The following is a 22,897-nucleotide window of genomic DNA, read 5'->3' as shown; positions in this document are numbered from 1 at the left end:
TGGTTGCTCTGAAGTTGTTCGAATTTCTTTGAACAAAATTAAATAAAACCATTAACAAATGAGTCACGATTGCTTCGATAGCATTCCGGCATGGAAACGCTCATGCGTGCCACCGCCCATCGGCGCGGATTTGTCGGAAAGGTTGTCATGTTCGATAATGTGTCCATCCGCTCGAAGATTTGGGGGTTGGTGGCTCTGGCAAGCATCGCGTCGGCGGCCATCGTCGGTGCCGGCCTCTGGCTGAATTACCAGCGCATGCACGCGGACCGCGTCCAGTCGCTCCGCTTCATGGTCGAGGCCGCCCACAGCATGGCCGCCGCCTACGAGGCGGAGGCCGCCGCCGGGCAGATCACGCGGGAGGAGGCGCAGTCCCGCTTCAAGCGGTCGCTTCTCGGCATGCGCTACGGCGGGCAGGAGTATCTGTTCGCGATCACGCTGGACGGCTTCGGCTTCGCCCATCCCAGCCCGAAGCTGATGGGGCAGGACGTGTCCGGCGTGAAGGACACCAGGGGCGCGCCGATCCTGATGGACATGGCGCGCATCGCCAAGGCCTCGGGGGAGGGTACCTACGGCTATTTCTGGAACGTCGCCCCGAACAGCGACGAGACGGCGGCGAAGCTGTCCTACATCAAAACCTTCCAGCCCTGGGGCATCTACATCGGGACGGGCGTCTTCATCGACGACATCCGCGGCGCCTTCCTGAACACGCTGTGGACCGTTCTGGCGGTGGCCGGCCTTCTGGCGGTGCCGGCGGTCTGCCTGATCGCGCTGGTCGGGGTGCGGCTCAGCGCCACCATCCGCAGCCTCAGCGTCCGCATGCACGCTCTGGCGGACGGCGACCTTTCCGTTGCCTTTCCCGAGGCGACCCGCCGCGACGAGATCGGCGCCATGGCCAGCGCCGCCCGCGTGTTCCTGAGCAACGCCGAGGAGAAGAAGCGTCTGGAGGCCGATCAGGCCGCCACGCTGCGCCGCTCGGAGGAGGACAAGCGCCGCACCCTCGCCGATCTCGCCGAACGGTTCGAGCGGAGCGTCGGCGAGGTGATGAAGTCGGTGTCGCACGAAACCGAGGCGATGGAGCGCGAGGCCCAGGAGATGACCCGCGCCGCCGGGCAGACCGACCGGCTGGCCGGTGCCGTGGCGTCGGCGACGGAGCAGACCTCGACCAACGTGCAGACGGTTGCGGTGGCGACGGAGCAGCTGTCCGGGTCGGTGGGGGAGATCAGCCGCCGGGTCGCCGACGCCTCGCGCATCGCGCGGGACGCCGCCACCGCGTCGGAGCGCGCCACCGGCAAGGTGACCGGGCTGGCCGAGGCGGTCGGGCGGATCGGCACCGTGGTCAGCCTGATCAACGACATCGCGGCGCAGACCAACCTGCTGGCGCTCAACGCGACCATCGAGGCGGCGCGCGCCGGCGAGGCCGGCAAGGGCTTCGCGGTGGTCGCGGGCGAGGTGAAGAGCCTCGCCAGCCAGACCGCCCGCGCCACCGAGGAGATCGCCGCCCAGGTCGCCGGCGTCCAGTCCGCGACCGGCGAGGCGGTGGCGGAGATCGGCGGGGTGGCGCGTGTGATCGAGCAGGTGAACGGCATCGCCACGATCATCGCGTCGGCGGTGGAGGAGCAGGGGGCGGCGACCCAGGCGATCAGCCGCAACGTCCAGCAGGCCGCCGATGTCACGCGCGACGTGGCGCGCGACATCTCCGGCGTCACCGATGCCGCCGGGCAGTGCGGGAAGATGGCCTACGCCGTGCTGGAGGCGTCCCGGCAACTGGCCCAGCAGTCGGAAACCCTGAACGGCGAGATCGGCGGCTTCCTGCGGACCCTGCGCACGCAGTGAACGGCGGCGCGCCGGGACCTTAAAGCGGATTGCAATCCGCTTTGGACCGCGACGGCGATCCCGGCCGCATGTGCGGTCGAAGCTCGCCGGCGAGTGAGGCGATGTGAATCTAAAGCGAACGGAAGTTTGCTTTAGTCGGCGGCGCGCGTGCCCGTGTCCGGGAGCGCCGCCGGAACCGTCTTCTTCGGCGCCGCCTTTTCCAGCGCCGGTTTCGCCAGAACGGTCGTCTCCACCCAGTCCGCGACGTGGCGGGCGACCGATTCCCAGCCGGGTTCGAGCATCATGCTGTGCCCCATCTCCGGGAAGAACACCGGCTCCGTCCGGAAGGCGCGGGCGGTGGCCTCGACTTGGTCCTTGGGGATCAGCCGGTCCTCCTCCGCGCCCAGCACGGCCACGCGGACGCCGCGGGCCGGCAGGAGCGGGAAGGGAATCCAGCCGCCGATGTCCAGGAGCACGCGCTGCGACTCCTCCTGCATCAGCGGCTCGTAGCGCTTGGCCAACTCCAGCGGCACCCGGTCGGAGAACATGGCACGGCGCACCGCCTCCGCCTCGATCCCGTTGGAGAAGGTCATCAGCATGCCCATCTGCTGGAACACGTAGGGATCGCTCCAGGCCAGCCGCATCGTGGATTCCAGCAGGCCGTGCGGCGGGGCGGAGGCCATCAGCACCGCCCCTGGGAAGCGGCGGCGGATCAAGGCCCGCTGGACCACCATGCCGCCCATGGAATGGCCGATCAGCACCGGAGGCGCCGAACAGGCGTCCACCGCGCTCAGAACGTCATCCACATAGTCGGCGATGCCGAAGCTGTTCAGCCGCTCCCGCCCCTCGCTGGCGCCGTGTCCGCGCAGGGACACGGCGTGCGCCTCCCACCCCTGCTCGGCGAACCAAGGCAGGAAATGCTCGTCCCAGATCCAGCCGCCGCAGAAGGCGCCATGGACGAACAGCAGGGGCACGGGCTTCACCGGCCCGGCAGGGCGGCGGCTGAGGATTTCGAGCTGGGGCATGGGCGGTCGGATCCGGATGCTGCGATGCGGTAGGGAAACCAGAGGTAGCCCGCATCGCTCCCGCTGTCGACCCACACTCAGCCGTTGGCAGCCTTGAGCAGATGGGTGGCGAACCAGGAGCGCGCGGAATCGGCCACCTGATCCAGCTTCCCCGTCTCTTCGAACAGGCGCCCGGCCCCCGGGACGACCTCCAGCGCCTTGGTGCAGTGCAGCCGGGCGAAGGCGTCGTTGTTGAGGTCCAGCGCCGGGGCGTCCTTGCCGCCGACCACCAGCAGGGTGGGGGCGGCGACGGCGTTCAGCCACTCCTCCGCCAGATCGGGGCGACCACCGCGGCAGACCACGGCGCCGACGCCATCGTGCTCCGCGGCGCGCCCGGCCGCGATCAGCGCCGACGCCGCCCCGGACCCGGCGCCGAAGAAGCCGATGGCCTTGCGCTCCACCGCGGTGGTCGCGCGCAGGTGGCGGACGGCCAGCAGCAGGCGCTCGGACTGGCGGTGGACGTCGAACTGGTTGGCCGGGTCGGACCTCTCCTTCTCGGTCAGCAGGTCCATCAGCAGCGTGGCGAATCCGGCCTCGCGCAATCGCGCGGCGACGCGGAGGTTGCGCGGGCTCATCCGTCCGCTGGAGGTGCCATGGGCGAAGATCACCGCCGCCGCAAAATCGGCGGGCGCGTCGAACTGGCCCGCAAGGCCGAGCGGTGGAATGTAGAGCGTCGTCTCCATGCGCCTTTCCCCCTTTCGTTGGGCCTTGCCCCGATGAGCTGGCCGGCCGGTGGCTCAACAGGCCGGATGGTCGGTCCGTGCCCGATGGCCTACAGTGACGATCCCGGACCGAATCCAGAGATCGGTATCGTTCCCCGGTGAAGGGAGACCCACCTTTGTCAGACAAGCCCCCCGCCTGTACCCCGCCCACCGTGCCAGTCCTCGACCCCGCCGCGGTCGGGGCGAAGCTCGGCGCCACCGACTATCCGGAGCCGTTCCGCGCGGCGGTTGCCGGACGCCTGCGCAAGCGGCTGGGAAACCCGCTGGGGATCACCAACTTCGGCGTGAACCTGACCCGGCTGGAGCCGGGCGCCGCCTCCGCCCTGCGGCACTGGCACACCCGCCAGGACGAGTTCATCTATGTGCTGGACGGCGAGCTGACCCTGGTCACCGACGCCGGCGAGACGGTCCTGCGTCCCGGCATGTGTGCCGGCTTTCCGGCCGGAAAGCCCGACGGCCACCAGCTCGTCAACCGTTCCGACGAACCGGCGACCTACCTGGAGGTCGGCGACCGCAGCGCGGGGGACGAGGCGCATTACCCGGACGAGGATCTGCGCTACGACAGCGTGACGGATCTCTTCACGCATCGCGACGGCACCCCCTGGTGAGGGGAGCGGGGGCGCGATCCGGTACTCCCATCCGGTCCCCCCATCCGTCAGGGCACCGCCCGCGCGCCCAGAAAGGCCGGCTCCACCAGAGGGTAGGCGGACCGCCGCAGCCCGGCGATGTGCCGGGCGGCCTGGGCGCACTGGTTGCGCAGCTCGGGCACCGCGGTCATCTCCCAGAAAGGCGGCCGGCTGACCGGGCCGAGGGCGAACAGCCGGTCCGATGCCCGACCGTCCTCGCCGATCAGGGCGCCGTCCATGGCGACGTCCAGCCCCAGCCGCAGCGGGTCGGGCCGCGCCAGACCGCGCGTCAGCAGCGCCTTGACCAGCGGGTGGGCGATCCGGCTGAAGTCGCACTCGGTGCCGGTGGCGTTGACGATGGCCCCCACCTTGCGGGTCCAGACGGTTCCCTCCGCCCCACGGGCGCGGACGGTCGCCTCAACCCCGCTCGGGACGGGAGTCAGCGTCTGCAGGCGGCCGGCGCGGATGGCCAGCCGCCCGTTGGCGCAGAGGGCGGCGATGCGGGCCGCCACCTCGGGCGCGATGCGGTGGCGATGGACTTCCCAATAGGGGCGGACATGGCGCAGGAAGCGCCGCCGCTCCTCGGTCGGCAGATGGCTCCAGATCAGGTGATGGTAGGGCCGCAGCGCGTCGAAGGCCGACCGCCAGTCGAACCCCGTCTCCCGCGCGCGGCGGACGTCGGCCTTCAGGGCGATCATGACGTCCAGAACGGTGCGCGGCATCACCTGCGGGTGGATGAAGCTTCTGAAGGGGCGCGTCTCCTCGTGCGTCTGGGGCAGCAGGCCACGGCGCGACAGGGCGACGATCGGGCCGCGGTGCCCCTGGTCCTCCAGCGACAGGACGGTGTCCACCATGGTCAGCCCGGTGCCAAGGATCAGCACGGGCGCGTCGGGGGCGATCGTGGACAGCGCCGGCCAGTCCCAGGGCGAGGCTATATAGCGGCTGGAGGCATAGACCTCCGGCGCCGGGACCGGAGGCGGCGAGGGGGCGAAGTTGCCGACGCAGAGAACCGCGGTGTCCACCGACAGGCTGGTGCCGTTGCCCAACCGCAGCCGGGTGCCCCGCGCGTCCGACGCGATGTCCACCGCCTCCGCCTGCGACACGGTGAGCGAGACGTGAGGTGGAGCGGCGGCTACGGCCTCCCGCAGGACGTCCTGGATGTAGGCGCCGTAGCGGCCGCGTGAGACGAAGGCGTGTCCGCTGGGCGGCACCGCCCCGGCCCCGTCATCCTGCGCCCACAGCCAGCGCAGGAAGTGCCGCGGGTCATCCGGATAGGCGCTCATGTTGTAGGCGCGCACGTTCAGCAGATGCGCGGCGTTGGGCGTGGAGTAGGCGAGCCCGGCACCGACGCTGGGTGTGCGTTCGATCAGGTGCAGGCTCGTCGGCTCATCGGCGCAGCGCATCAGGTGCGCGGCGAGGACGCTGCCGGTGAAGCCGGCCCCGATGATGGCGATGCGGCGTTTCGAAGGGCGTGCTGACAACGTCGTCGCTCCTCTGCTCTGGCCGTGCGAAGGGGGGCGGTGATCCGGTGCCAGGGGATTATCCCGCGCCGGATGGCCCAGCCGGCCACTCTTCGGTGCAGGATTGGACAGGTCAACCGCTATTCCGGCGTAGGGTAAACCCCTGGCACTGCCGCTGGATTTATGGTTAACAAGAAATTAACTATAAGCGGGGATGGTTTCGTACCTTCGAACCATGTACGGCAGGACCGATGCGCGACCACTCCCTCCGACCCGCCCACACCATTCCGTCCAACGCCAATCCAGCGCCGTCGGACCGCCGTGAACCCGACGTGCAACTGGCCGCCATGGTGCCGCAGAGCGTCAAGCGCGCCGTCCGCCGCCGCGCCGAGGAGGAGGGAACGACCGTCCGCAGCGTCCTTCTGCGCGCCTTGAAGCACGCCGGGATCGCCGAGGTGGATGAAACGGAGATCGCCGACCGTCGCATCGCCGCCGGCGCCGAACGCTCCGGCGCCTGGAAGGCAACGCGTATCCGTTGACGGGACGGTCGAGCATCGCGCACGGTCACGCGGAACCATTTTCCGAAAGCCGCCCTGCATGAGCTTGCTTCACCGCCTGTTGCTTCTCGTCCTCGTGGCGATGATTCCGGCGGCCGTCATCGAGGTCAGGAACGAGCTGGCCCTCCGCGCCGCGCGGGAGGCGGAGGTGGGGCGGGACGCCCTGCACCTCGCCTCTCTGTTCGAGGCGGAGCAGCACCGCATGATCGACGGGCTGCGGCAGGTGCTGAGCACGCTGGTGAAGGCCGACCCGGCGCGCGCGCCCGGTTCTCCGGCCTGTCAGGCGCTGATGGACGATCTGCGCGCGTCGTATCCCGGCCATCTCGGCATCGTGATCGCCGGGCTGGACGGGGTGGTGCGCTGCTCGACCGATCGCGCAGCGCTGGGGATTTCCATCGCCGACCGCGATTATTTCCGCGACGCGCTGGACAGCGGCCGGATGACGCTGGGCGAGCATGTCTTCCGGCGGACCGACGGGCGCTCCGCCATGCCCGTCGCCTTGGCCTTCCAGGACGCGGAGGGCCGGGCGGCCGGTGTCGTGACGGCGATGACCGACATTTCCTGGATCGCCGATTTCCTGTCCAAGCGGCCGCTGTCCGACAACGCGCGGATCACGCTGGTGGACCGCCGCGACCGGGTGGTCGCCCAGGTGCCCCCGGTGCCGCCTCTGCCGAACCAGACGGGGTCCAGCCAGACGGGGCCCAGCCAGACGGATGGCGGCGTGCTGTCCCCGTCGGTCATCGCGCTGCTCTCCCGTGACGCACCCGGCGTCGCCGAAGTGACCGGGCCGGACGGGCGGCCGCGTATCGTCGCCTATCAGCCGACCAGCCGGAGCCTGGACGGCATCGGCGTCGTGGTCTGCCTGGACAAGGGCGAGGCGCTGGGACCCATCCGCGGCGCGATGGTTCAGGCGATGACGGGCATCGCCATAGTGCTGCTGCTGACGCTGCTCGCCGTCTGGTGGGGTGCCAGCCGGTTCCTGCGGCGGCCGGTGGCGGCGCTGGTCGCGACGGCGGAGCGCTGGAAGGGCGGCGACCTGACGGCGCGCAGCGGCGTGGCCGACCAGTCGTCCGAACTCGGCACGCTGGCCCGCGCCTTCGACGGCATGGCCGAGGAACTGGCCCGCCAGCAGCAGGTTCGGGAGCAGGCCAACGCGCTGGCTCACAAGACGGCCGCCGTTCTGGGCAGCATCACCGACGGCGTGTTCGAGGTGGATCGCCACTGGCGCATCACCTTCATGAACGAGCGCGCCCGGACGCTGATCGCCGGGGGGCGCGACCTGATCGGCCAGGATCTCTGGGACGTCTTCCCGGAGGTCGTCGCCAGCGCGTTCGGGGAGAATTACCGCCGCGCCATGCAGGATCAGACGCCGGTGGAGTTCGAGGAGTATTGCACGGCCTTCGAATCCTGGTTCGCCGTGCGGGCATTTCCGTCGCCGGACGGGCTGGCCGTCTTCTTCCAGGACACCACCGCCCGCAAGTGGGGGGAGGCGGCGCTGGTTTCGGCCAACCGGGAAAAGAACGCACTGCTGGCGCAGTTGAACAGCCTGCTGCAGAACGCACCGGTCGGTTTCGCCTTCTTCGACCGCGAGCGCCGCTACATCCGCATCAACGAGCAGTTGGCGGATTGCAACGGCATCCTGGCCGAGGCTCACATGGGGCGCACGCTGGCAGACCTGATGCCCGTCGTGGGCGCCAGCGTCGAGCCGCTGATCGACCGGGTGTTCGACAGTGGCGAACCGATCCCCTACCGGGAGATCGTGGGTGAGACGCCCAAAGAACCCGGCGTGACGCGCCACTGGCTGACCGCTCTGTTCCCCGTGCATGAAGGGATGGAGGTCGCGGCAGTCGGCGCCGTCGTGATGGAGGTCACCGACCTGCGCCGGGCCGAGACGGCGCGCCGCCAGAGCGACGAACGCTTCCGGTCGGTCTTTGAACTGGCCGCGGTGGGCATCGAGCGGGTCGGCTTGGATGGACGCATCCTCGACGTCAACGCCAAGATCTGCGACATCATTGGCTATCCGCGCGAGGAGTTGCTGAGGCGGACCTACCGCGACATCACCGACCCGGCGGATCTGGCGGCGGAAGAAGAACTGATCGAGCGGCTGCTGTCCGGGGAACTGTCCAGCTACGCGCTGGAAAAGCGCTACCGCCGCAAGGACGGCGGGGCGGTGTGGGTGCGGGTGACCTCCTCGCTCGCCCGGATCACCGGCACGGAGCCGGCCTACCGCATCACCGTCGCCGAGGACATCACCGAGCGCAAGGCGATGGAGGCCGAACTGCGCTCCGCCCGCGACGAGGCGGAGCGCGCCAACCTCGCCAAGTCGAAGTTCCTGGCGGCGGCCAGCCACGATCTGCGCCAGCCGCTCCAGTCGCTGTTCTTCTTCGCCGCCGCCCTGTCGGCGCATGTCGGGTCCCCCGCCGGCACCAAGATCCTGACCCATCTGGAGCAGGGGCTGGACGCGTTGAAGGGGCTGCTGGACAGCCTGCTCGACGTGTCACGCCTCGACGCCGGGGTGGTGACGCCGGTGTTCGAGGATTTCGACATCGGGGAGGTGCTGGACCCCATCCGCGCCGCCTACGCGCCGGTCGCCGCGGGCAAAGGCATCGGCTGGCAAGTCGAGGTCGCCGCCGGGCGGGTGCGCAGCGACCGCACGCTGCTGGGCCGGATGCTGCGCAATCTGGTCGAAAACGCCATCCGCTACACCGACAGCGGGCTGGTGCGGGTGCAGTGCCGGCCGGACGGGCGGTTCCTGTCGATCGTCGTCCAGGACACCGGCATGGGCATTCCCGACGACCATTTGGAGCGGATCTTCGAGGAGTTCCATCAGGTCGGCAACCCGGAGCGGGACCGCAACCAGGGCCTCGGCCTCGGCCTCGCCATCGTGCGGCGCCTGTCGCGGCTGCTCGATCATCCGGTGGAGGTGCGTTCCGCGGTGGGCAAGGGCTCGGCCTTCCGGGTTCTGGTGCCGATGGGCGAAACGGTGGTCGCCGCCGCCGCAGGGGCCGGGGGTGCGGCACCGGGGATGGGGCAGGGCCGCCTTGCCGTGCTGGTGGACGACGACGCCATCGTGCTGATGGGGCTTCAGCTGATCCTGACGGAATGGGGTTATGCGGTGCTGGCGGCGGGCAGCGCCGATCAGGCCATGGAGCGTCTGTCGGCACAGACCCGCGTTCCCGACATCGTGATCGCCGATTACCGGCTGCGTGAGGGACGGATCGGGACCGAGGTGATCCTGCGCGTGCGCGAGCGCTACGGCAGCGGGATTCCGGGGGTGATCCTGACCGGCGAGACGGGGCCGGACTGCCTGCTGGACGCCACTGCCCACGGGCTGACGGTGATCCACAAGCCGGTCACGCCCCGTGAACTGGCGGCGGCGGTGGACCAGCAACTGAAGGCCGTGTCGGCGTGAGGCGTGCGCCGCGGCCTTATCGCGTGAGGCCCCAGCGCCGGTACCACGCGTTCAGGTCCCGGGCGGAGTCGATCCGGATCTTCGGCAGGTCGGCCTGATCGAAGGTCCGCAGGTTCCGCGCCCGGTTTCTCGGGGTGGTGACGGCGATGTGGCGGATCATCTCCCATTTGATGCTGTCCCGACGGCCCTCCAGGGCGCCGCGCCGTTCCCGCTCGAACAGGGTTCGGCGGACGTAGCGCAGCAGGCTGAGCGGCATGGGCACGTCCAGATAGATCAGGCCCGTCGCCCGCTGGAAACGCTGCGGGATGCAGCGCGAGTAGTTGCCCTCCATGATCCAACGCTCGCCGGCGATGGCCGCGTCGTGCAGGGCGATGAATTCTTCGGTCGGCCGCGGCTGCCAATCCGTGCCGGGGGCGTGGTACAGCCGGTCGAGGTGGACGACGGAAAAGCCGCGTTGCCGCGCGATCGCTTCGGCAAGCGTGGATTTTCCGCTGTTGGACGGGCCGAGGATGCAAATGCGTTGGCCGAGGTCGGAGAGCTGCATGGATTGATACCGTTACGAAACAAAGCCCGGTCGGGCCGCGAGCGCTCGCGGACCGCAACATGGTGCGCATGGGGTGCGCATGGGGTGGATCGTCACCCGCCCGGCGGTCACTCCGCCTGGACGAGTTCCTTCGCGGCGGGGCGGGGGGCGAGGGCGGCGCGGCCGGCGTCGGTCAGGCGGCAGACCAGCCAGTCGGGCTTCAGCGGGTTGTCGAACCAGCGCGCGGCCCAGCCGGACTTCAGGCAGCTTTCGATGGTCTGGCGCTTGACGCGCTGGCCGTCGGCGTCGAACAGCGGCAGCTTGCCGCCGGGCTGCTCCAGGCCGTTGCGCAGCCACGCCGCCTGCGCCTCGGTGGGGCGGCGTCGGGACGTGGTGCGTCGGGGTGCGGCCATGGTTCGTCGCCTCGGAAGATGTTGCGGCCTGGCTGTTGCGCCCTGCGGCCTGTGGCAAGATTCGGGCACTCTACATCGAAAGGGTTCGGTCATGGAATTCGTCTTCGCCTACATCACCGCCGGATCGCGGGACGAGGCCCGGCGCATCGGCCGCGCGCTGGTCGAGGAGCGGCTGGCCGCCTGCGCCAACATCTTCGACGGCATGACCTCCATCTACCGCTGGCAGGACGCCATCGAGGAAGCCACGGAAACGGTGCTGATCGCCAAGACGCGGGCGGATCTGTTCGACCGGCTGGCCGCGCGGGTGCGGGAGCTGCACAGCTACGACGTGCCCTGCGTGGTCGAGTTGAGGGTGGGGCGCGGCAACCCGGCCTATCTGGACTGGCTGCGCGACGAGACCGCCTGAGCCCCGATGCCAGCCGCCGCATGTCGGCCATGACGGCGGCGCATTGGACCGCCTCCGACCCGCGTGCCAGTTTCGCAAGGGTTGCTTTCAAGCGCAAATCATCCGGATGCGGAGAATTTCCATGACCGACACATCGGCGCGGCTGTCGATCGGCTTTTCCTGGATCGGCCACGCGCTGATGCACATCGTGTCGGCCCTGTTCCTGACCGTTGTCCTGGCGCTGGGGCGGGAATGGAAGCTGCCCTACGATGAGTTGATCCGGCTGTGGACGCTCGGCGCGCTGATGATCGGCGTCGGCGCGCCGCTGGCCGGCTGGCTGGGCGACCGCTGGAGCGAATGCCGGATGATGGCGGTCTTCTTCCTGCTGACCGGGGCGGGGACCATCGCCTGCGGCCTGACCGACGGTCCAGAGGCGCTGCTGTGGGCGTTGGCGGTGCTCGGGCTCGGCTCCTCCATCTACCACCCGGTGGGCATGGCCTGGATGGTCAAGAACGCCACCAACCGCGGCAAGGCGCTGGGCTATCAGGGCATCTTCGGCACCATCGGCATCGCCTCGGCGGCGGTGGTGGCCGGCGGCCTGACCGAGTGGCTGGGCTGGCGCTCCGCCTTCCTGATTCCGGGGGCGGTCTGCCTGGGGCTGGGCGTCGTGCTGGCCCTGCTGATCGCCATGGGCAAGATTGAGGACCGCCAGGGCGACGTGAAGCCGATCCCCAAGGCGTCGCGCGGCGACGTGATCCGCGCCTTCGTCGTGCTGTCGGTGACGATGGTCTGCGCCGGGCTGATGTTCAACGCCATGCAGGTGGTGCTGCCCAAACTGTTCGAGGCGCGGCTGAGCGACCTGCTGGGCGGCAGCACGCTGGGGGTCGGCGGCGTGGTGACGGCGGTCTATCTGTTCGCCGCCCTGCCGCAGCTGATCGGCGGGCATCTTGCCGACAAGTACCCGCTGAAGCGCATCTACACCCTGTGCCTGCTGGTCCAGGTGCCGATGATGGCGGCGGTGGCGGTCCTGGCCGACTTGCCGCTGGTCGGTGCGGCGGCGCTGGTCGTCGTCGCCTCCCAGGTGCAGATCCCGGCGGAGAATCTTCTGCTCGCCCGCTACACCCCGGAAAAGCACCGCGGGCTGGCCTACGGAGCGAAGTTCATCCTGTCCTTCGGCGCCGGTCCGCTGGCCGTGCAACTGGTCGCCCTGGTCTATGAACGGACGGGCGAATTCGTCATGCTCTACATCACGCTGTCGGTGCTTGCGCTGGTCGCCTTCGCGGCGGCGCTGCTGCTGCCGCGCGACCGGGACGTTCCGGCCAAGCCCGCCGCGGCGCCGATGGCGGCGGCGGAGTGACGCCTCACATCTGGTCCGGCAGGCTGGGGTAGGGCGCGTCGCCGGGCAGGTCGGCGACCACCGTCCGCCCCTTCCATGTCAGGAGCCACGCGTCGCCGACCCCGGCGGCGCGGATCTCGGCCAAGCGACGCAGGGCGGTTGGGCGGTCCTCCGGTGGCAGGACGAGCCGGTGGATGCGCCGACCGTGCACGTCGGCCGCCACGATGTCGGCCTCCGGATGGCCCAGCCGCGCGCGTTGGGCTTCCGCCTGCCCACGCTTGGAAAAGCTGCCCGCCACCACGAGGAAGCGCCGTTCAGGGGATCGCGGCATCGGCCGAAGCGTAGCGATCTCCACCTCCGCCGTCACGGGGAGCGGCGCGGGCGGCGGTGGGACGGGGGCGGGCGACGGGTCGGTTTCCGGAAGAGGGACAGGCACGCTCTCGGCGTTGCGAACCACCGGCACGATCACCGGCTTGCAGACATAGCCTTGGCTCAGGACGCGGAAGGTCGCGCAATCCTGCTGCAGCATCGCCGAGAGCATGTGGTCGGTGCTGCTCTTGTTGGTGCCGACATACAGCATCCCGTCCACCGCGAAGGACGCGGCGGTCATCGCCACCGGGGCGCCCGCGCAGCCGCCCAGCCCCACCAGCGCGACCGCCGCCACTCCCCGCCTGAGCCGTCCGCTCATGCCCCGCTTCCCCGCCTTGTTCGCGTCCCCATCCTGCTTGGGTAAGGGTCGGTGCTATGACCTGCGGAGGTCAATGGAACGGCCAGCGCTCAGCCTTTCGCGTCACGTCTACCTCTTACGGGGTGTTCCTCCGCCCGCCGGGCCGGACGCCGCAGCGGGCGGAGGGGAGCCGGCATCAGGCAGCCGACAGCGCGCGGTCGAGGTCGGCGATGATGTCCTCCACGCTTTCCAGGCCGATGGACAGGCGCAGCACGTCCGGGCCGGCGCCCGCCTGGGCCTGACCTTCCGGCGACAGCTGACGGTGCGTGGTCGAGGAGGGGTGGATGATCAGCGACCGGCTGTCACCGATGTTGGCGAGATGGCTGAGGAGCTGGACGTTCTCCACCACCTTCACGCCGGTGTCGAAGCCGCCCTTGACGCCGAAGGTCAGCACGGCGCCGGCACCCTTCGGCAGGTACTTCTTGGCCAGCGCGTTGTACTTGGACGATTCCAGCCCGGCGTAGCTGACCCAGCCCACCGCCGGATGGCTCTCCAGGAACTGCGCGACCTTCAGGGCGCTGTCGCTGTGGCGCTGCATGCGCAGCGGCAGCGTCTCGATGCCATTCAGCGTCAGGAAGGCGTTCAGCGGCGCCTGGCTCGGCCCGAGGTCGCGCAGGCCGACGGCGTGGCCGTGAATGGTGAAGGCCAGATGACCAAAGGTCTCCTGGAATTTCAGCCCGTGATAGCCGGCGTCCGGCTCCGACAGGGCGGGGAACTTGCCCGACTTGCCCCAGTCGAAGGTGCCGCTGTCGATGACCACGCCACCGACCGAGGTGCCGTTGCCGGACAGGAACTTCGTCGTCGAATGCACGACCAGCGTGGCGCCCCACTGGATCGGGTTGATCAGGTACGGGGTCGCCAGCGTGTTGTCGACGATCAGCGGGATGCCGGCCTCGTCGGCGATCTTGGCAATGGCCTCAAGGTCGGTGACCACGCCGCCGGGGTTGGCGAGGCTTTCCACGAAGATGGCCTTGGTCTTCGCGGTGATGGCGGTGCGGACGTTCTCCGGCTGGTCGGTGTCCACGAAGACGGACTTCCAGCCGAAGGCGCGCGGGAAGCTGGTGCCGAGCTGGTTGAGCGTGCCGCCGTAGAGCTTGCGCGAGGCGACGATCTCGTCCCCCGGCTCCATCAGCGGGAACAGGGCGAGCAGTTGCGCGGCGTGGCCGGAGGAGGTGGCCGTGGCCCCGGCGCCGCCTTCCAGGTTGGCGAGCCGCTCCTCCAGCACCGACACGGTCGGGTTGGTCAGGCGGGAGTAGATGAAGCCGACCTTCTGGAGGTTGAACAGCGAGGCCGCGTCGTCCACGTCGTCGAAGACGAAGCTGGTGGTCTGGTAGATCGGCGTCTGGCGCGCGCCGGTGGCGGGGTCGGGGGCGGCGCCGGCGTGGATGGCGCGGGTTTCGAAACCGAAGGAATTCTGCTCGCTCATGATGGCTTCCTCTGCTTTTTACATCAGTTTTTTGAAGGATTTGGCCGGTGCGGCCTTTTTGGACGTCAGGATGTTGGAGTTGACGCCGATGCGCCCGATCTCGTGGAACAGGCGCTGAAGCTCGATCTTGGGGCAGCGGTTCATGACCACGGTCAGCCCCGCCGCCTCAGCCCGCGCCGCCGCCTCGTCGTTGCGCACGCCGAGCTGCATCCACACCACCTTGGCGCCGATGGCGATGGCCTCGTCCGTCACGCCCCCGGCGGCGGTGGCGTTGCGGAAGACGTCCACCATGTCCGGCGGCTCCGGCAGCTCCGACAGGCTGGCGTAGACCCGCTCGCCGAGGATGGTCTGGCCGGCCAGCTTCGGGTTGACGGGGATGACCCGGTAGCCCTTGTCGCGCAGGTATTTCAGCACGATGAAGCTGGCCTTCACCGGGTCGTTCGACGCGCCGACCAGGGCGATGGTCTTCACCCGGTCCAGGACTTGATGGATGAACTCGTCGCTGTAGCCGTCGTGCGAGGGGGCGGGGCCGCTCATTGGCCGCACCACACCGGTGTGCGCTTCTGCAGGAAGGCGTCGATGCCCTCCTCGGCGTCGCGGGCCAGCATGTTCTCGGTCATCACGCGGGCGGCGTAGGCGTAGGCTTCCTCCACCTCCAGCTCGATCTGGCGGTAGAAGGCCTCCTTGCCGATGGCGAGGGTCAGCGGCGATTTCGCGGCGATCTTGCCGGCGACCTCCGCCACCACGGCGTCGAGACGGTCGGCCGGCACCGCGCGGTTGACGAGGCCGATGCGCTCCGCCTCCTCGGCGCCGATCAGGTCGCCGAGCAGAAGCATCTCCATGGCCGCCTTACGCCCCACGGCGCGGCTCAGCGCCACCATGGGGGTGGAGCAGAACAGGCCGATGTTGACGCCCGGCGTGGCGAATCGCGCCGTGTCGGCGCAATAGGCGAGGTCGCAGGTGGCGACGAGCTGGCAGCCCGCCGCCGTGGCGATGCCGTGGACCTTGGCGATCACCGGCTGGCGGATGCGGCTGACCGTCAGCATCAGTTTGGAGCACTGGACGAACAGCGATTCATACGCCGCGCGGTCCGGGTTGGCGCGCATCTCCTTCAGGTCGTGCCCGGCGCAGAAGGCCGGCCCGGCCCCGGCCAGCACCACGGCGCGGACCTTGGAGTCCTGGTGGATGGCCTCCAGCTCCGCCTGCAGCGCGCCCATCAGCCCGACGGACAGGGCGTTGCGCGCCTGCGGGCGGTTCAGCGTCAGGCTCGCGACTCCGTCGCGATCCTCGCGGAGAACCAGCGGCGCGTCGTCGCCGATGAGGGGCGGGGTGTCGTTCATCGCTGTCCAATCCTCCCGGATGTTTTGATCGTTGGCGGGAACAGTACCCCGACCGCCCCCGCCACGGAACCGGGCGTGTGGTCCGATCATCTAACGACGCCAAGGCGGACAACTCAACTTGTTTGTTGATTGAATTTGTAGATTTAATGCCGTTCGACGTAGGTTGATTGTGTGAAATGGATGGCGCCGCGACGCGCTTGGCGGGCCGGGCAATGTTCGCCATGATCGGGTCTCCATAAGAAAAGCCATGGGTGAGGGAATGAGCGCGCCGGTCGTGTCCGCCGAGGAACTGGAAGCCCTGATTCGCGAGGGCGTGCCGCTGGTCGGCAATTACGGGATCACCATCGAGCAGCTCGGCGCCGGGACGGTGCGCATGAAGCTGCCCTACAACGACAGCTTCGTCCGTCCCGGCGGCACGGTGACTGGGCCGGCGATGTTTGGGCTGGCCGACGTGGCGCTCTACGCCGCCGTGCTCAGCCTGATCGGGCGGGTGGAACTGGCGGTGACCACCAGCATGACCATCAACTTCCTGCGCCGTCCGGCTCCGGTCGCCATCACCGCCGATTGCCGGATCCTGAAGATGGGCAAGCGGCTGGCCTATGGCGAAGTCCTGTTGTTCTCCGAGGGCGATCCGGAGCCCGTCGCCCACGCCACCGGCACCTACTCGATTCCGCCGCACGACCCGGTGACGCTCGCGGTATCAGGATACCACGATCCGGAAATGTCCTGAAAACGCCAGTGATATCAATGGCTTTGCCTTCACGGTAAAATGATACCGTGCTCGTAGAGCTTTGATATGAAACGGATATTTTTCCGTTGACAGGGTACCCCTGCACTGCGTACAAAACCGGCCGCTTCGGCGCCCCGGGGATTGAACGTCCAGTTTCGGTGGCCCGCCGATCCACGTTTAGTCAACGAGTGTGGCGATGAAGACCTTCAATCTGAAGCCGACCGACATCGAGAAGAAGTGGTACGTCGTCGATGCCGACGGCCTCGTTCTCGGCCGGCTTGCCAGCATCCTGGCGAACATCCTGCGCGGCAAGAACAAGCCGACCTTCACCCCGCACATGGATTGCGGCGACCATGTCGTCGTGATCAACGCGGAGAAGGTCAAGCTGACCGGCAACAAGCGCCAGGACGACATCTTCTACTGGCACACCGGTTATCCGGGCGGCATCAAGGGCCGTTCCAAGGGCCAGATCCTGGACGGCAAGTACCCGGAGCGCGTGATCGAGAAGGCCGTGGAGCGCATGGTCCCGCGCGGTCCGCTCGGCCGCAAGGTGATGACCCACCTGAAGGTCTACAAGGGCGCCGCCCACCCGCACGAGGCGCAGCAGCCGGTCGCTCTCGACGTTGCGGCCATGAACCCGAAGAATAAGCGGAGCGCGTAATCCAATGGCTCAGGTTACCACCACCCTTTCCGGCCTGAAGGACATCGCTGCCGCTCCGGCCGCCGCCTCCGCCGAAGTGGTCGCCCCGAAGCTGGACGCCCAGGGCCGCGCCTACGCCACCGGCAAGCGCAAGGACGCCGTCGCCCGCGTGTGGATCAAGCCGGGCTCCGGCAAGATCGTCATCAACGGCCGCGACCAGGAAGTCTACTTCGCCCGCCCCGTGCTGCGCATGATGATCGCCCAGCCGTTCGGCATCACCGACCGCGCCGACCAGTTCGACGTGATGGTCACGGTGGCCGGCGGTGGTCTGTCCGGTCAGGCCGGCGCGGTCCGTCACGGCATCTCCAAGGCGCTGACCTACTTCGAGCCGGCGCTCCGTCCGCCGCTGAAGGCCGCCGGCTTCCTGACCCGTGATGCCCGCGTCGTCGAGCGTAAGAAGTACGGCAAGGCCAAGGCCCGCCGCAGCTTCCAGTTCTCGAAGCGCTAAAGCCTACCGCGGACCCGCGTTACTGCTGTACAAGCGAGGGGCGTCCCGACGGGACGCCCCTTTCTTGTTTCAGGTCTGTTTCACTTCTTTTCACCGTTCCGTGCCCATCCCCGTGCGTCAAAAGGAACAGCGTCCATGGCCAACAGCACTTCCCCCATCCGCGTCGGCATTCTTGGCGCGTCCGGTTACACCGGCGCCGAGCTGGTGCGCATGCTTCTCCGCCATCCCGGCGTGGAGATCTGCGCGCTGACGGCCGAGCGACAGGCGGGGAAGCCCATGGCGGAGGTGTTCCCGCATCTGGGCCAGTTCAACCTGCCCGGCCTCGTGAAGATCGAGGAGGTCGCCTGGGACAAGCTGGACGCCGTCTTCTGCGCCCTGCCGCACGGCACCACGCAGGAGGTCATCGCCGGCCTGCCGCGCCACATCAAGGTGGTGGACCTGTCCGCCGACTTCCGCCTGTCCGACCCCGCCGAATACGCCACCTGGTACGGGCATGAGCACCGCGCCGTGGAGCTTCAGAAGGAGGTCGCCTACGGGTTGACCGAGTTCAACCGGCAGGGCGTGCGCAAGGCGCGCGTGGTCGCCAACCCCGGCTGCTACCCGACCTGCTCGCTGCTGGCTTTGCTGCCGCTGCTGATGGATGAGATGATCGAGCCGGGCGGCATCGTGATCGACGCCAAGTCGGGCGTGTCCGGCGCCGGGCGCGACGCCAAGCAGCAGAATCTCTTCACCGAGGTGTCGGAGGGCTTCAACGCCTACGGCGTCGGCCATCACCGCCACATGCCGGAGATCGAGCAGGAGTTGCGGCTGGCCGCCGGGCGTCCGGTGACGGTCAGCTTCACGCCGCACCTCGTCCCGATGAACCGCGGCATGATGGCGACGATCTACGTCCGCATGGCCGACGGGGTCACCGCCGACGACCTGCGCGCCACCCTGACCGCGCGCTACGAATCGGAGCCCTTCGTGAACGTCACGGCAGCGGGCATCGCCCCGGCGACCCGCCACGTCCGCGCCTCCAACCAGGCGCTGATCGGCGTCTTTCCCGACCGCACCCCGCGCGGCGCCATCATCGTCTCGGTCATCGACAATCTGGTGAAGGGCGCCTCCGGCCAGGCCATCCAGAACATGAACGTCATGTTCGGCCTGGGCGAGACGACCGGCCTGGAGCAGGCCCCGCTGTTCCCGTGACCGAAGAGAAACAGCCCGAGGAAAAATTGCCTGCGATGTCCGGCCTGATATTGCCCTTCCAGGGCACGCATCCGAAGATCGACCCGAGCGTCTATGTGGCGCCGACGGCCTCGGTCATCGGCGACGTGGAGATCGGGCTGGGCAGCAGTGTCTGGTTCGGCTGCACGATCCGCGGCGACGTGAACGAGATCCGAATCGGTGCGCGCACCAACATCCAGGACGGTACCGTGATTCACGTCGCTTCGGCGGGGCAGGGGACCTACATCGGCGACGACGTGTCGATCGGCCACATGGCCCTGTTGCACGCCTGCACGCTGGAGAGCGGCTGCTTCATCGGCATGCAGGCGTGCGTCATGGACGGTGCCTATGTCGAGTCGGGGGCCATGGTGGCCGCCGGAGCTCTGGTGACCCCTGGGAAGCGTGTTGCCGCCGGGCAACTTTGGGCCGGAAGTCCCGCAAGACCCGTGCGTGCACTTACGGAAAAGGACACATCTTTCTTCCCGGTAAACATCCGGAACTACGTGCGGCTTGCTCAAATCTACAGAGAGGGCTAATACCTCTTTAGTGCGTCGCAGCACTGTGGCATACTAGCAACAGTGACACCGGCACGAAACGTGTAGGACTTCCGGAGGGTATGTTTGTACGTGGACAAACCCCACATGTTTCGCGTTTTGTCACGTTACATGCACGCGATATGTCCTATCGTTTGTGCGATTCGTCCTCCGCGAACCAAGCGGTAGGGAGTGTGTCTCTAAGGGAGTGGAGAAATGAACAGCTTCTTCCGCGCTACCATGGCCGTCGTGCCGGCCGCCGTTGTCGCTTTCGGCCTGACCGCCGGGGCTCAGGCCCAGAGCGCCGACACCGCCGAGTGGTGCAATCCGGTCATCGGCTGGAACGACACCCCGGTCCGCACGGCGGATGGCGGCTACGCCACCCACCAGGGCAGCTTCAAGTGCCCGCCGGCCGCCGCTCCGGCGGTTGCCCCGGCCCCGGCCGCCCGCGCCCAGACCGAATACCTCGTGTTCTTCGACTGGGATAAGGCCAACGTCACCCCGGCCGCCGATCGCGTGATCGGCGATGCGGCCGCCGCCATCGGCAAGGGCGCCAACGCCCGCGTCCATGTCGTCGGTCACACCGATACCTCGGGTTCGCCGGCCTACAACCAGCGTCTGTCGGTGCGTCGCGCCGAGGCGGTGAAGCAGGCCCTCGTCTCCAAGGGCATCGCCGCCGGCGCCATCACCACCGAGGGCAAGGGCGAGAGCCAGCTCCTGGTGCAGACCGGCCCGAACGTCCGCGAGCCGTCCAACCGTCGTGCGCAGATCCTGCCGCGCGGTGCGAACGCCCCGTCGTCGTAAGGCGCAGGTTCCCTTTCGGGACACGGAACCCTGGACCTCGGTCCGGGGTTTTTGCCGGCAAAGGAAAAGGCCCCGGACCATGGTCCGGGGCCTTTTCTTATGGGCCACTCCTGTGGTCCGCCGTGCCGACGGCTCGCCGACTGCTCCGGGCATCCGGAGGGCGGCGGACCGCCCTCCGGATTCGGGACATCAGACGATGCGCACCTTGGCGTAGGAGCCGGGGGCGTCTTCCAGAACGGGCAGGCCGCCCTTTTCCGGGTTGCGCGCCGGGACCTTGCCTTCGGAGAAGGTGGAGACCCAGTTGTTCCACTCCGGCCACCAGGAGCCGGGGGTCTGCTCCGACGACGCCAGCCAGTCGTCCGAGGCCTTCGGCAGCTTGGCGTTGGTCCAGTAGCAGTACTTGCCGGCGGCCGGCGGGTTCACCACGCCGGCGATGTGGCCGGAGGCCGCCAGCACGAACTTCACCGGGCCGGAGAACAGGTTGGCGCCCATGTAGGTGGACTTCCACGGGGCGATGTGGTCCTCGCGCGCCGACAGGAAGAAGGATGGGGTCTTCACGTTGCGCAGGTCGATCGGCACGCCGCCCAGCGTCACCCCGCCCGGCTGCGCCAGCAAGTTCTTCTGGTACATGTTGCGCAGGTAGAAGCTGTGCATCGCCGCCGGCATGCGGGTCGAATCGCTGTTCCAGTAGAGCAGGTCGAACGGGAACGGGTCCTTGCCGAGCAGGTAGTTGTTCACGACGAACGACCAGATCAGGTCGTTGGCGCGCAGCATGTTGAAGGTAGTCGCCATCTTCGAGCCGTCCAGGTAGCCCTGCTGGGCCATCTGGCTCTCGATCATGGTGAGCTGCTCCTCGTCGATGAAGACCGACAGCTCGCCGGCTTCGGTGAAGTCCAGCATGGTGGTGAAGAAGGTGGCCGACTTGATGCGGTCGTCCTTCTTGGCGGCCATGTAGGACAGGGTGGAGGCCAGCAGCGTGCCGCCCAGGCAATAGCCGATGGCGTTCACGTCCTTCTCGCCGGTCACCTTCTCAATGGCGTCCAGCGCGGCCAGCACGCCTTCGAACATGTAGTCTTCGAAGCCCTTCTGGGCCAGCTTCTCATCCGGGTTCACCCAGGACAGGACGAAGACGCTGTGGCCCTGGTCCACCGCCCACTTGATGAAGCTGTTCTTCTCGCGCAGATCCAGGATGTAGTACTTGTTGATCCAGGGCGGCACGATCATCAGCGGCCGCTTGTTCACCTCCGGCGTGGTCGGGGTGTACTGGATGAGCTGCATCAGATCGGTCTGGAAGACGACCTTGCCCGGGGTGACGGCGATGTTCTTGCCGACCTGGAAGGCGTCGTAGTCGGTCATGGAGATGCGCAGCTCGCCCTTGCCGCGCTCCAGGTCCTTCAGCAGGTGCTCAAGCCCCTTGACGAGGTTCTCGCCGCCCGTCTCGATGGTCGTGCGCAGCACCTCCGGGTTCGTCATGACGAAGTTGGAGGGCGCCATCGCGTCGACGAACTGGCGGGTGTAGAAGTCGACCTTCTTGGCCGTGTGGTCGTCCAGCCCGTCCACCTCGTTGACCGTCGACTGCATCCACCGGGCCGACAGCAGGTAGGACTGCTTGATGAAGTCGAACAGGGTGTTCTCGTCCCAGGCCGAATCCTTGAAGCGGCGGTCGTCCTTCGCCGGGGCGATGACCGGCTGGGCGTCCTGGCCGAAGAAGCGCTGGGTGGTGCGCTGCCACAGGGTCAGGTAGTCCTGCCACAGCGTCATCTGCGCCTTCATCAGCTTGGCCGGGTCGGCCATCATGCGCGTGGTCATCTCCAGGAACGCATGGCCGACGCCCATCGGGTCGGGGTTCTTCGCGCCGACGCCGTCCGAGGCCTGACGGGACAGGAATTCGGTGACCAGCCGCTGGCTCTGCTCGGCGATGCGGGTCATCGCCCGCGACATCTCCACCGGGTCGGGAAGCTTGACGTCAGGGGCCTGGTTTTCGGCCATTGGTGCGGTCCTTCTTCTTTAGGCGAGTTTTAGGCTTCAGGAGGGACGTTGTGCGGTTTATACAGTGCCTGCCGGAAGTCTGTTCGGTCGGAGTGCGTTCCGGTCCTGGCATCCCGGACAGCTTATGCCATGTCCGTTCGAGCCGGGGTCCGTCATACACCTCTCGTATGAAGATTTCATTTCGCCCACCACCGTTCAAGCGGCCGGATGGGTTCGGATGTGGGGTTCGCAGAATGGAAACGGGTATCCGACGCGGCGTGGTGGCGAAGGCGGGCCGGTTGGGTCCGGCGCTGTCCGTCCTGGTTGTTCTCGCTCTGCCGGCCTGCAGCGACCGCGTGCTCGACACCGGGCTGGTCGGCGCCGTGACCGGCCGCGACGTGCCCAGCCAGGAGTCGCCGGTGCGCGGCATGTCCGGCCAGAGCCGGGAATACCCCAATCTCGGCACCGTTCCGCCGCGCCCCACCGATCTGCGGACGGAAGCGCAGCGCCAGCAGGACCTGGACCGTCTGGCCCAGGACCGCGAGGCCGCCAAGACCATGCTGCCGACCCCCATGGACATTCCCCCGCCGCCGGACATCACGCCTGGACAGCCAAGCGCCGGGAAGCCCGCCCCCGGAAAGCCCAATTGAGGGCAGGGGTGTAGCAAAAGGCGGGCGCTGCCAGTAATCCGTAAGTATACCTATG

Annotated in this window: 23 protein-coding genes; 13 read left to right on the top strand and 10 right to left on the bottom strand. The window is 68.2% G+C overall.

The window, feature by feature from the left end; all coding sequences use genetic code 11:
* Nucleotides 1-147: 147 nt before the first annotated feature.
* Nucleotides 148-1,833 (top strand): methyl-accepting chemotaxis protein, encoded by a 1,686-nt coding sequence (locus ACWPN7_RS12005; protein ID WP_459197664.1) that lies wholly within the window; start codon nt 148-150, stop codon nt 1,831-1,833.
* A gap of 131 nt (nt 1,834-1,964) precedes the next feature.
* On the opposite strand, the gene ACWPN7_RS12000 is transcribed toward ACWPN7_RS12005, so the two are convergent.
* The gene (locus tag ACWPN7_RS12000; RefSeq protein WP_456511454.1) at nt 1,965-2,837 is read right to left on the bottom strand and encodes an alpha/beta hydrolase; all 873 of its coding nucleotides are present in this window, start codon (nt 2,835-2,837) and stop codon (nt 1,965-1,967) included.
* Nucleotides 2,838-2,914: 77 nt separating this feature from the next.
* Nucleotides 2,915-3,559, bottom strand: a complete 645-nt coding sequence (locus tag ACWPN7_RS11995; protein ID WP_038528202.1) for a dienelactone hydrolase family protein — start codon at nt 3,557-3,559, stop codon at nt 2,915-2,917.
* A 155-nt stretch (nt 3,560-3,714) separates the two neighbouring features.
* Between ACWPN7_RS11995 and ACWPN7_RS11990 the strand changes: the two genes are divergently transcribed.
* Nucleotides 3,715-4,206: a cupin domain-containing protein gene (locus ACWPN7_RS11990; protein ID WP_081862918.1), complete on the top strand. Its 492-nt coding sequence runs from the start codon at nt 3,715-3,717 to the stop codon at nt 4,204-4,206.
* A gap of 47 nt (nt 4,207-4,253) precedes the next feature.
* On the opposite strand, the gene ACWPN7_RS11985 is transcribed toward ACWPN7_RS11990, so the two are convergent.
* Nucleotides 4,254-5,705: an FAD/NAD(P)-binding protein gene (locus ACWPN7_RS11985; protein ID WP_459197663.1), complete on the bottom strand. Its 1,452-nt coding sequence runs from the start codon at nt 5,703-5,705 to the stop codon at nt 4,254-4,256.
* A 230-nt stretch (nt 5,706-5,935) separates the two neighbouring features.
* Here ACWPN7_RS11985 and ACWPN7_RS11980 point away from each other — a divergent pair, with 230 nt between their 5' ends.
* Together ACWPN7_RS11980 and ACWPN7_RS11975 are read left to right on the top strand one after the other, a co-directional pair.
* Nucleotides 5,936-6,223, top strand: a complete 288-nt coding sequence (locus tag ACWPN7_RS11980; RefSeq protein WP_459197662.1) for a hypothetical protein — start codon at nt 5,936-5,938, stop codon at nt 6,221-6,223.
* A gap of 58 nt (nt 6,224-6,281) precedes the next feature.
* Entirely contained in the window at nt 6,282-9,653 is a 3,372-nt protein-coding gene (locus tag ACWPN7_RS11975; RefSeq protein ID WP_459197661.1) for a PAS domain-containing protein, read from the top strand.
* Nucleotides 9,654-9,669: 16 nt separating this feature from the next.
* Here the strand turns inward: ACWPN7_RS11975 and ACWPN7_RS11970 are convergent, their stop codons facing one another.
* Both ACWPN7_RS11970 and ACWPN7_RS11965 read right to left on the bottom strand, forming a co-directional pair.
* Nucleotides 9,670-10,197 (bottom strand): P-loop NTPase family protein, encoded by a 528-nt coding sequence (locus ACWPN7_RS11970; protein WP_459197660.1) that lies wholly within the window; start codon nt 10,195-10,197, stop codon nt 9,670-9,672.
* A 107-nt stretch (nt 10,198-10,304) separates the two neighbouring features.
* Entirely contained in the window at nt 10,305-10,589 is a 285-nt protein-coding gene (locus ACWPN7_RS11965) for a hypothetical protein (protein WP_137102821.1), read from the bottom strand.
* A gap of 91 nt (nt 10,590-10,680) precedes the next feature.
* Between ACWPN7_RS11965 and cutA the strand changes: the two genes are divergently transcribed.
* Nucleotides 10,681-10,995 (top strand): divalent-cation tolerance protein CutA, encoded by a 315-nt coding sequence (gene cutA, locus ACWPN7_RS11960; RefSeq protein ID WP_038528188.1) that lies wholly within the window; start codon nt 10,681-10,683, stop codon nt 10,993-10,995.
* Nucleotides 10,996-11,116: 121 nt separating this feature from the next.
* Complete coding sequence (locus ACWPN7_RS11955; protein WP_459197659.1) at nt 11,117-12,331, top strand: MFS transporter; 1,215 nt, start codon at nt 11,117-11,119, stop codon at nt 12,329-12,331.
* Between the two features lie 4 nt (nt 12,332-12,335).
* On the opposite strand, the gene ACWPN7_RS11950 is transcribed toward ACWPN7_RS11955, so the two are convergent.
* The 4 genes from ACWPN7_RS11950 to ACWPN7_RS11935 all read right to left on the bottom strand — a co-directional run bounded on the left by ACWPN7_RS11950 (nt 12,336) and on the right by ACWPN7_RS11935 (nt 15,803).
* Nucleotides 12,336-12,998, bottom strand: a complete 663-nt coding sequence (locus ACWPN7_RS11950; RefSeq protein WP_459197658.1) for an SPOR domain-containing protein — start codon at nt 12,996-12,998, stop codon at nt 12,336-12,338.
* Nucleotides 12,999-13,173: 175 nt separating this feature from the next.
* A complete protein-coding gene (locus tag ACWPN7_RS11945; protein ID WP_459197657.1) occupies nt 13,174-14,463 on the bottom strand; it encodes an O-acetylhomoserine aminocarboxypropyltransferase in 1,290 nt (429 codons plus the stop codon).
* Nucleotides 14,464-14,481: 18 nt separating this feature from the next.
* Nucleotides 14,482-15,000 carry a CoA-binding protein gene (locus tag ACWPN7_RS11940; RefSeq protein WP_459197656.1) on the bottom strand — a complete coding sequence of 173 codons (519 nt, stop codon included), beginning with the start codon at nt 14,998-15,000 and terminating at the stop codon, nt 14,482-14,484.
* The gene (locus tag ACWPN7_RS11935; RefSeq protein WP_459197655.1) at nt 14,997-15,803 is read right to left on the bottom strand and encodes an enoyl-CoA hydratase; all 807 of its coding nucleotides are present in this window, start codon (nt 15,801-15,803) and stop codon (nt 14,997-14,999) included. The genes ACWPN7_RS11940 and ACWPN7_RS11935 overlap by 4 nt, the downstream gene beginning before the upstream one ends.
* Nucleotides 15,804-16,062: 259 nt before the next feature.
* On the opposite strand from ACWPN7_RS11935, the gene ACWPN7_RS11930 reads away from it, so the two are divergent.
* The 6 genes from ACWPN7_RS11930 to ACWPN7_RS11905 all read left to right on the top strand — a co-directional run bounded on the left by ACWPN7_RS11930 (nt 16,063) and on the right by ACWPN7_RS11905 (nt 20,224).
* Nucleotides 16,063-16,533 (top strand): PaaI family thioesterase, encoded by a 471-nt coding sequence (locus ACWPN7_RS11930; protein WP_035673266.1) that lies wholly within the window; start codon nt 16,063-16,065, stop codon nt 16,531-16,533.
* A 196-nt stretch (nt 16,534-16,729) separates the two neighbouring features.
* Entirely contained in the window at nt 16,730-17,194 is a 465-nt protein-coding gene (rplM, locus tag ACWPN7_RS11925) for a 50S ribosomal protein L13 (protein ID WP_014240247.1), read from the top strand.
* A 4-nt stretch (nt 17,195-17,198) separates the two neighbouring features.
* Nucleotides 17,199-17,681 carry a 30S ribosomal protein S9 gene (rpsI, locus tag ACWPN7_RS11920; protein WP_014240248.1) on the top strand — a complete coding sequence of 161 codons (483 nt, stop codon included), beginning with the start codon at nt 17,199-17,201 and terminating at the stop codon, nt 17,679-17,681.
* Nucleotides 17,682-17,816: 135 nt separating this feature from the next.
* Nucleotides 17,817-18,869, top strand: a complete 1,053-nt coding sequence (argC, locus tag ACWPN7_RS11915; protein WP_014240249.1) for an N-acetyl-gamma-glutamyl-phosphate reductase — start codon at nt 17,817-17,819, stop codon at nt 18,867-18,869.
* 35 nt (nt 18,870-18,904) lie between these two features.
* Nucleotides 18,905-19,423, top strand: coding sequence for a gamma carbonic anhydrase family protein (locus tag ACWPN7_RS11910; protein ID WP_201043412.1), 519 nt, complete (start codon nt 18,905-18,907; stop codon nt 19,421-19,423).
* Between the two features lie 213 nt (nt 19,424-19,636).
* Complete coding sequence (locus ACWPN7_RS11905) at nt 19,637-20,224, top strand: OmpA family protein (RefSeq protein ID WP_014240251.1); 588 nt, start codon at nt 19,637-19,639, stop codon at nt 20,222-20,224.
* Between the two features lie 189 nt (nt 20,225-20,413).
* Here the strand turns inward: ACWPN7_RS11905 and ACWPN7_RS11900 are convergent, their stop codons facing one another.
* Nucleotides 20,414-22,213, bottom strand: a complete 1,800-nt coding sequence (locus ACWPN7_RS11900) for a PHA/PHB synthase family protein (protein WP_201043390.1) — start codon at nt 22,211-22,213, stop codon at nt 20,414-20,416.
* A 233-nt stretch (nt 22,214-22,446) separates the two neighbouring features.
* Between ACWPN7_RS11900 and ACWPN7_RS11895 the strand changes: the two genes are divergently transcribed.
* Nucleotides 22,447-22,842 carry a hypothetical protein gene (locus ACWPN7_RS11895; RefSeq protein ID WP_459197654.1) on the top strand — a complete coding sequence of 132 codons (396 nt, stop codon included), beginning with the start codon at nt 22,447-22,449 and terminating at the stop codon, nt 22,840-22,842.
* Nucleotides 22,843-22,897 lie beyond the last annotated feature (55 nt).

Source organism: Azospirillum sp. UENF 312511 (genome assembly GCF_058780635.1).
Note: the sequence above shows the minus strand (reverse complement) of the source record. Positions and strands in the feature narration are given on the sequence as shown.

Coding starts and splice junctions, on each gene's coding strand:
- ACWPN7_RS12005 (WP_459197664.1), top strand. CDS start 148: ATGTTCGATAATGTGTCCATCCGCTCGAAGATTTGGGGGTTGGTGGCT.
- ACWPN7_RS12000 (WP_456511454.1), bottom strand. CDS start 2,837: ATGCCCCAGCTCGAAATCCTCAGCCGCCGCCCTGCCGGGCCGGTGAAG.
- ACWPN7_RS11995 (WP_038528202.1), bottom strand. CDS start 3,559: ATGGAGACGACGCTCTACATTCCACCGCTCGGCCTTGCGGGCCAGTTC.
- ACWPN7_RS11980 (WP_459197662.1), top strand. CDS start 5,936: ATGCGCGACCACTCCCTCCGACCCGCCCACACCATTCCGTCCAACGCC.
- ACWPN7_RS11975 (WP_459197661.1), top strand. CDS start 6,282: ATGAGCTTGCTTCACCGCCTGTTGCTTCTCGTCCTCGTGGCGATGATT.
- ACWPN7_RS11970 (WP_459197660.1), bottom strand. CDS start 10,197: ATGCAGCTCTCCGACCTCGGCCAACGCATTTGCATCCTCGGCCCGTCC.
- ACWPN7_RS11965 (WP_137102821.1), bottom strand. CDS start 10,589: ATGGCCGCACCCCGACGCACCACGTCCCGACGCCGCCCCACCGAGGCG.
- cutA (WP_038528188.1), top strand. CDS start 10,681: ATGGAATTCGTCTTCGCCTACATCACCGCCGGATCGCGGGACGAGGCC.
- ACWPN7_RS11955 (WP_459197659.1), top strand. CDS start 11,117: ATGACCGACACATCGGCGCGGCTGTCGATCGGCTTTTCCTGGATCGGC.
- ACWPN7_RS11950 (WP_459197658.1), bottom strand. CDS start 12,998: ATGAGCGGACGGCTCAGGCGGGGAGTGGCGGCGGTCGCGCTGGTGGGG.
- ACWPN7_RS11945 (WP_459197657.1), bottom strand. CDS start 14,463: ATGAGCGAGCAGAATTCCTTCGGTTTCGAAACCCGCGCCATCCACGCC.
- ACWPN7_RS11940 (WP_459197656.1), bottom strand. CDS start 15,000: ATGAGCGGCCCCGCCCCCTCGCACGACGGCTACAGCGACGAGTTCATC.
- ACWPN7_RS11935 (WP_459197655.1), bottom strand. CDS start 15,803: ATGAACGACACCCCGCCCCTCATCGGCGACGACGCGCCGCTGGTTCTC.
- ACWPN7_RS11930 (WP_035673266.1), top strand. CDS start 16,063: ATGAGCGCGCCGGTCGTGTCCGCCGAGGAACTGGAAGCCCTGATTCGC.
- rplM (WP_014240247.1), top strand. CDS start 16,730: ATGAAGACCTTCAATCTGAAGCCGACCGACATCGAGAAGAAGTGGTAC.
- rpsI (WP_014240248.1), top strand. CDS start 17,199: ATGGCTCAGGTTACCACCACCCTTTCCGGCCTGAAGGACATCGCTGCC.
- argC (WP_014240249.1), top strand. CDS start 17,817: ATGGCCAACAGCACTTCCCCCATCCGCGTCGGCATTCTTGGCGCGTCC.
- ACWPN7_RS11910 (WP_201043412.1), top strand. CDS start 18,905: ATGTCCGGCCTGATATTGCCCTTCCAGGGCACGCATCCGAAGATCGAC.
- ACWPN7_RS11905 (WP_014240251.1), top strand. CDS start 19,637: ATGAACAGCTTCTTCCGCGCTACCATGGCCGTCGTGCCGGCCGCCGTT.
- ACWPN7_RS11900 (WP_201043390.1), bottom strand. CDS start 22,213: ATGGCCGAAAACCAGGCCCCTGACGTCAAGCTTCCCGACCCGGTGGAG.
- ACWPN7_RS11895 (WP_459197654.1), top strand. CDS start 22,447: ATGGAAACGGGTATCCGACGCGGCGTGGTGGCGAAGGCGGGCCGGTTG.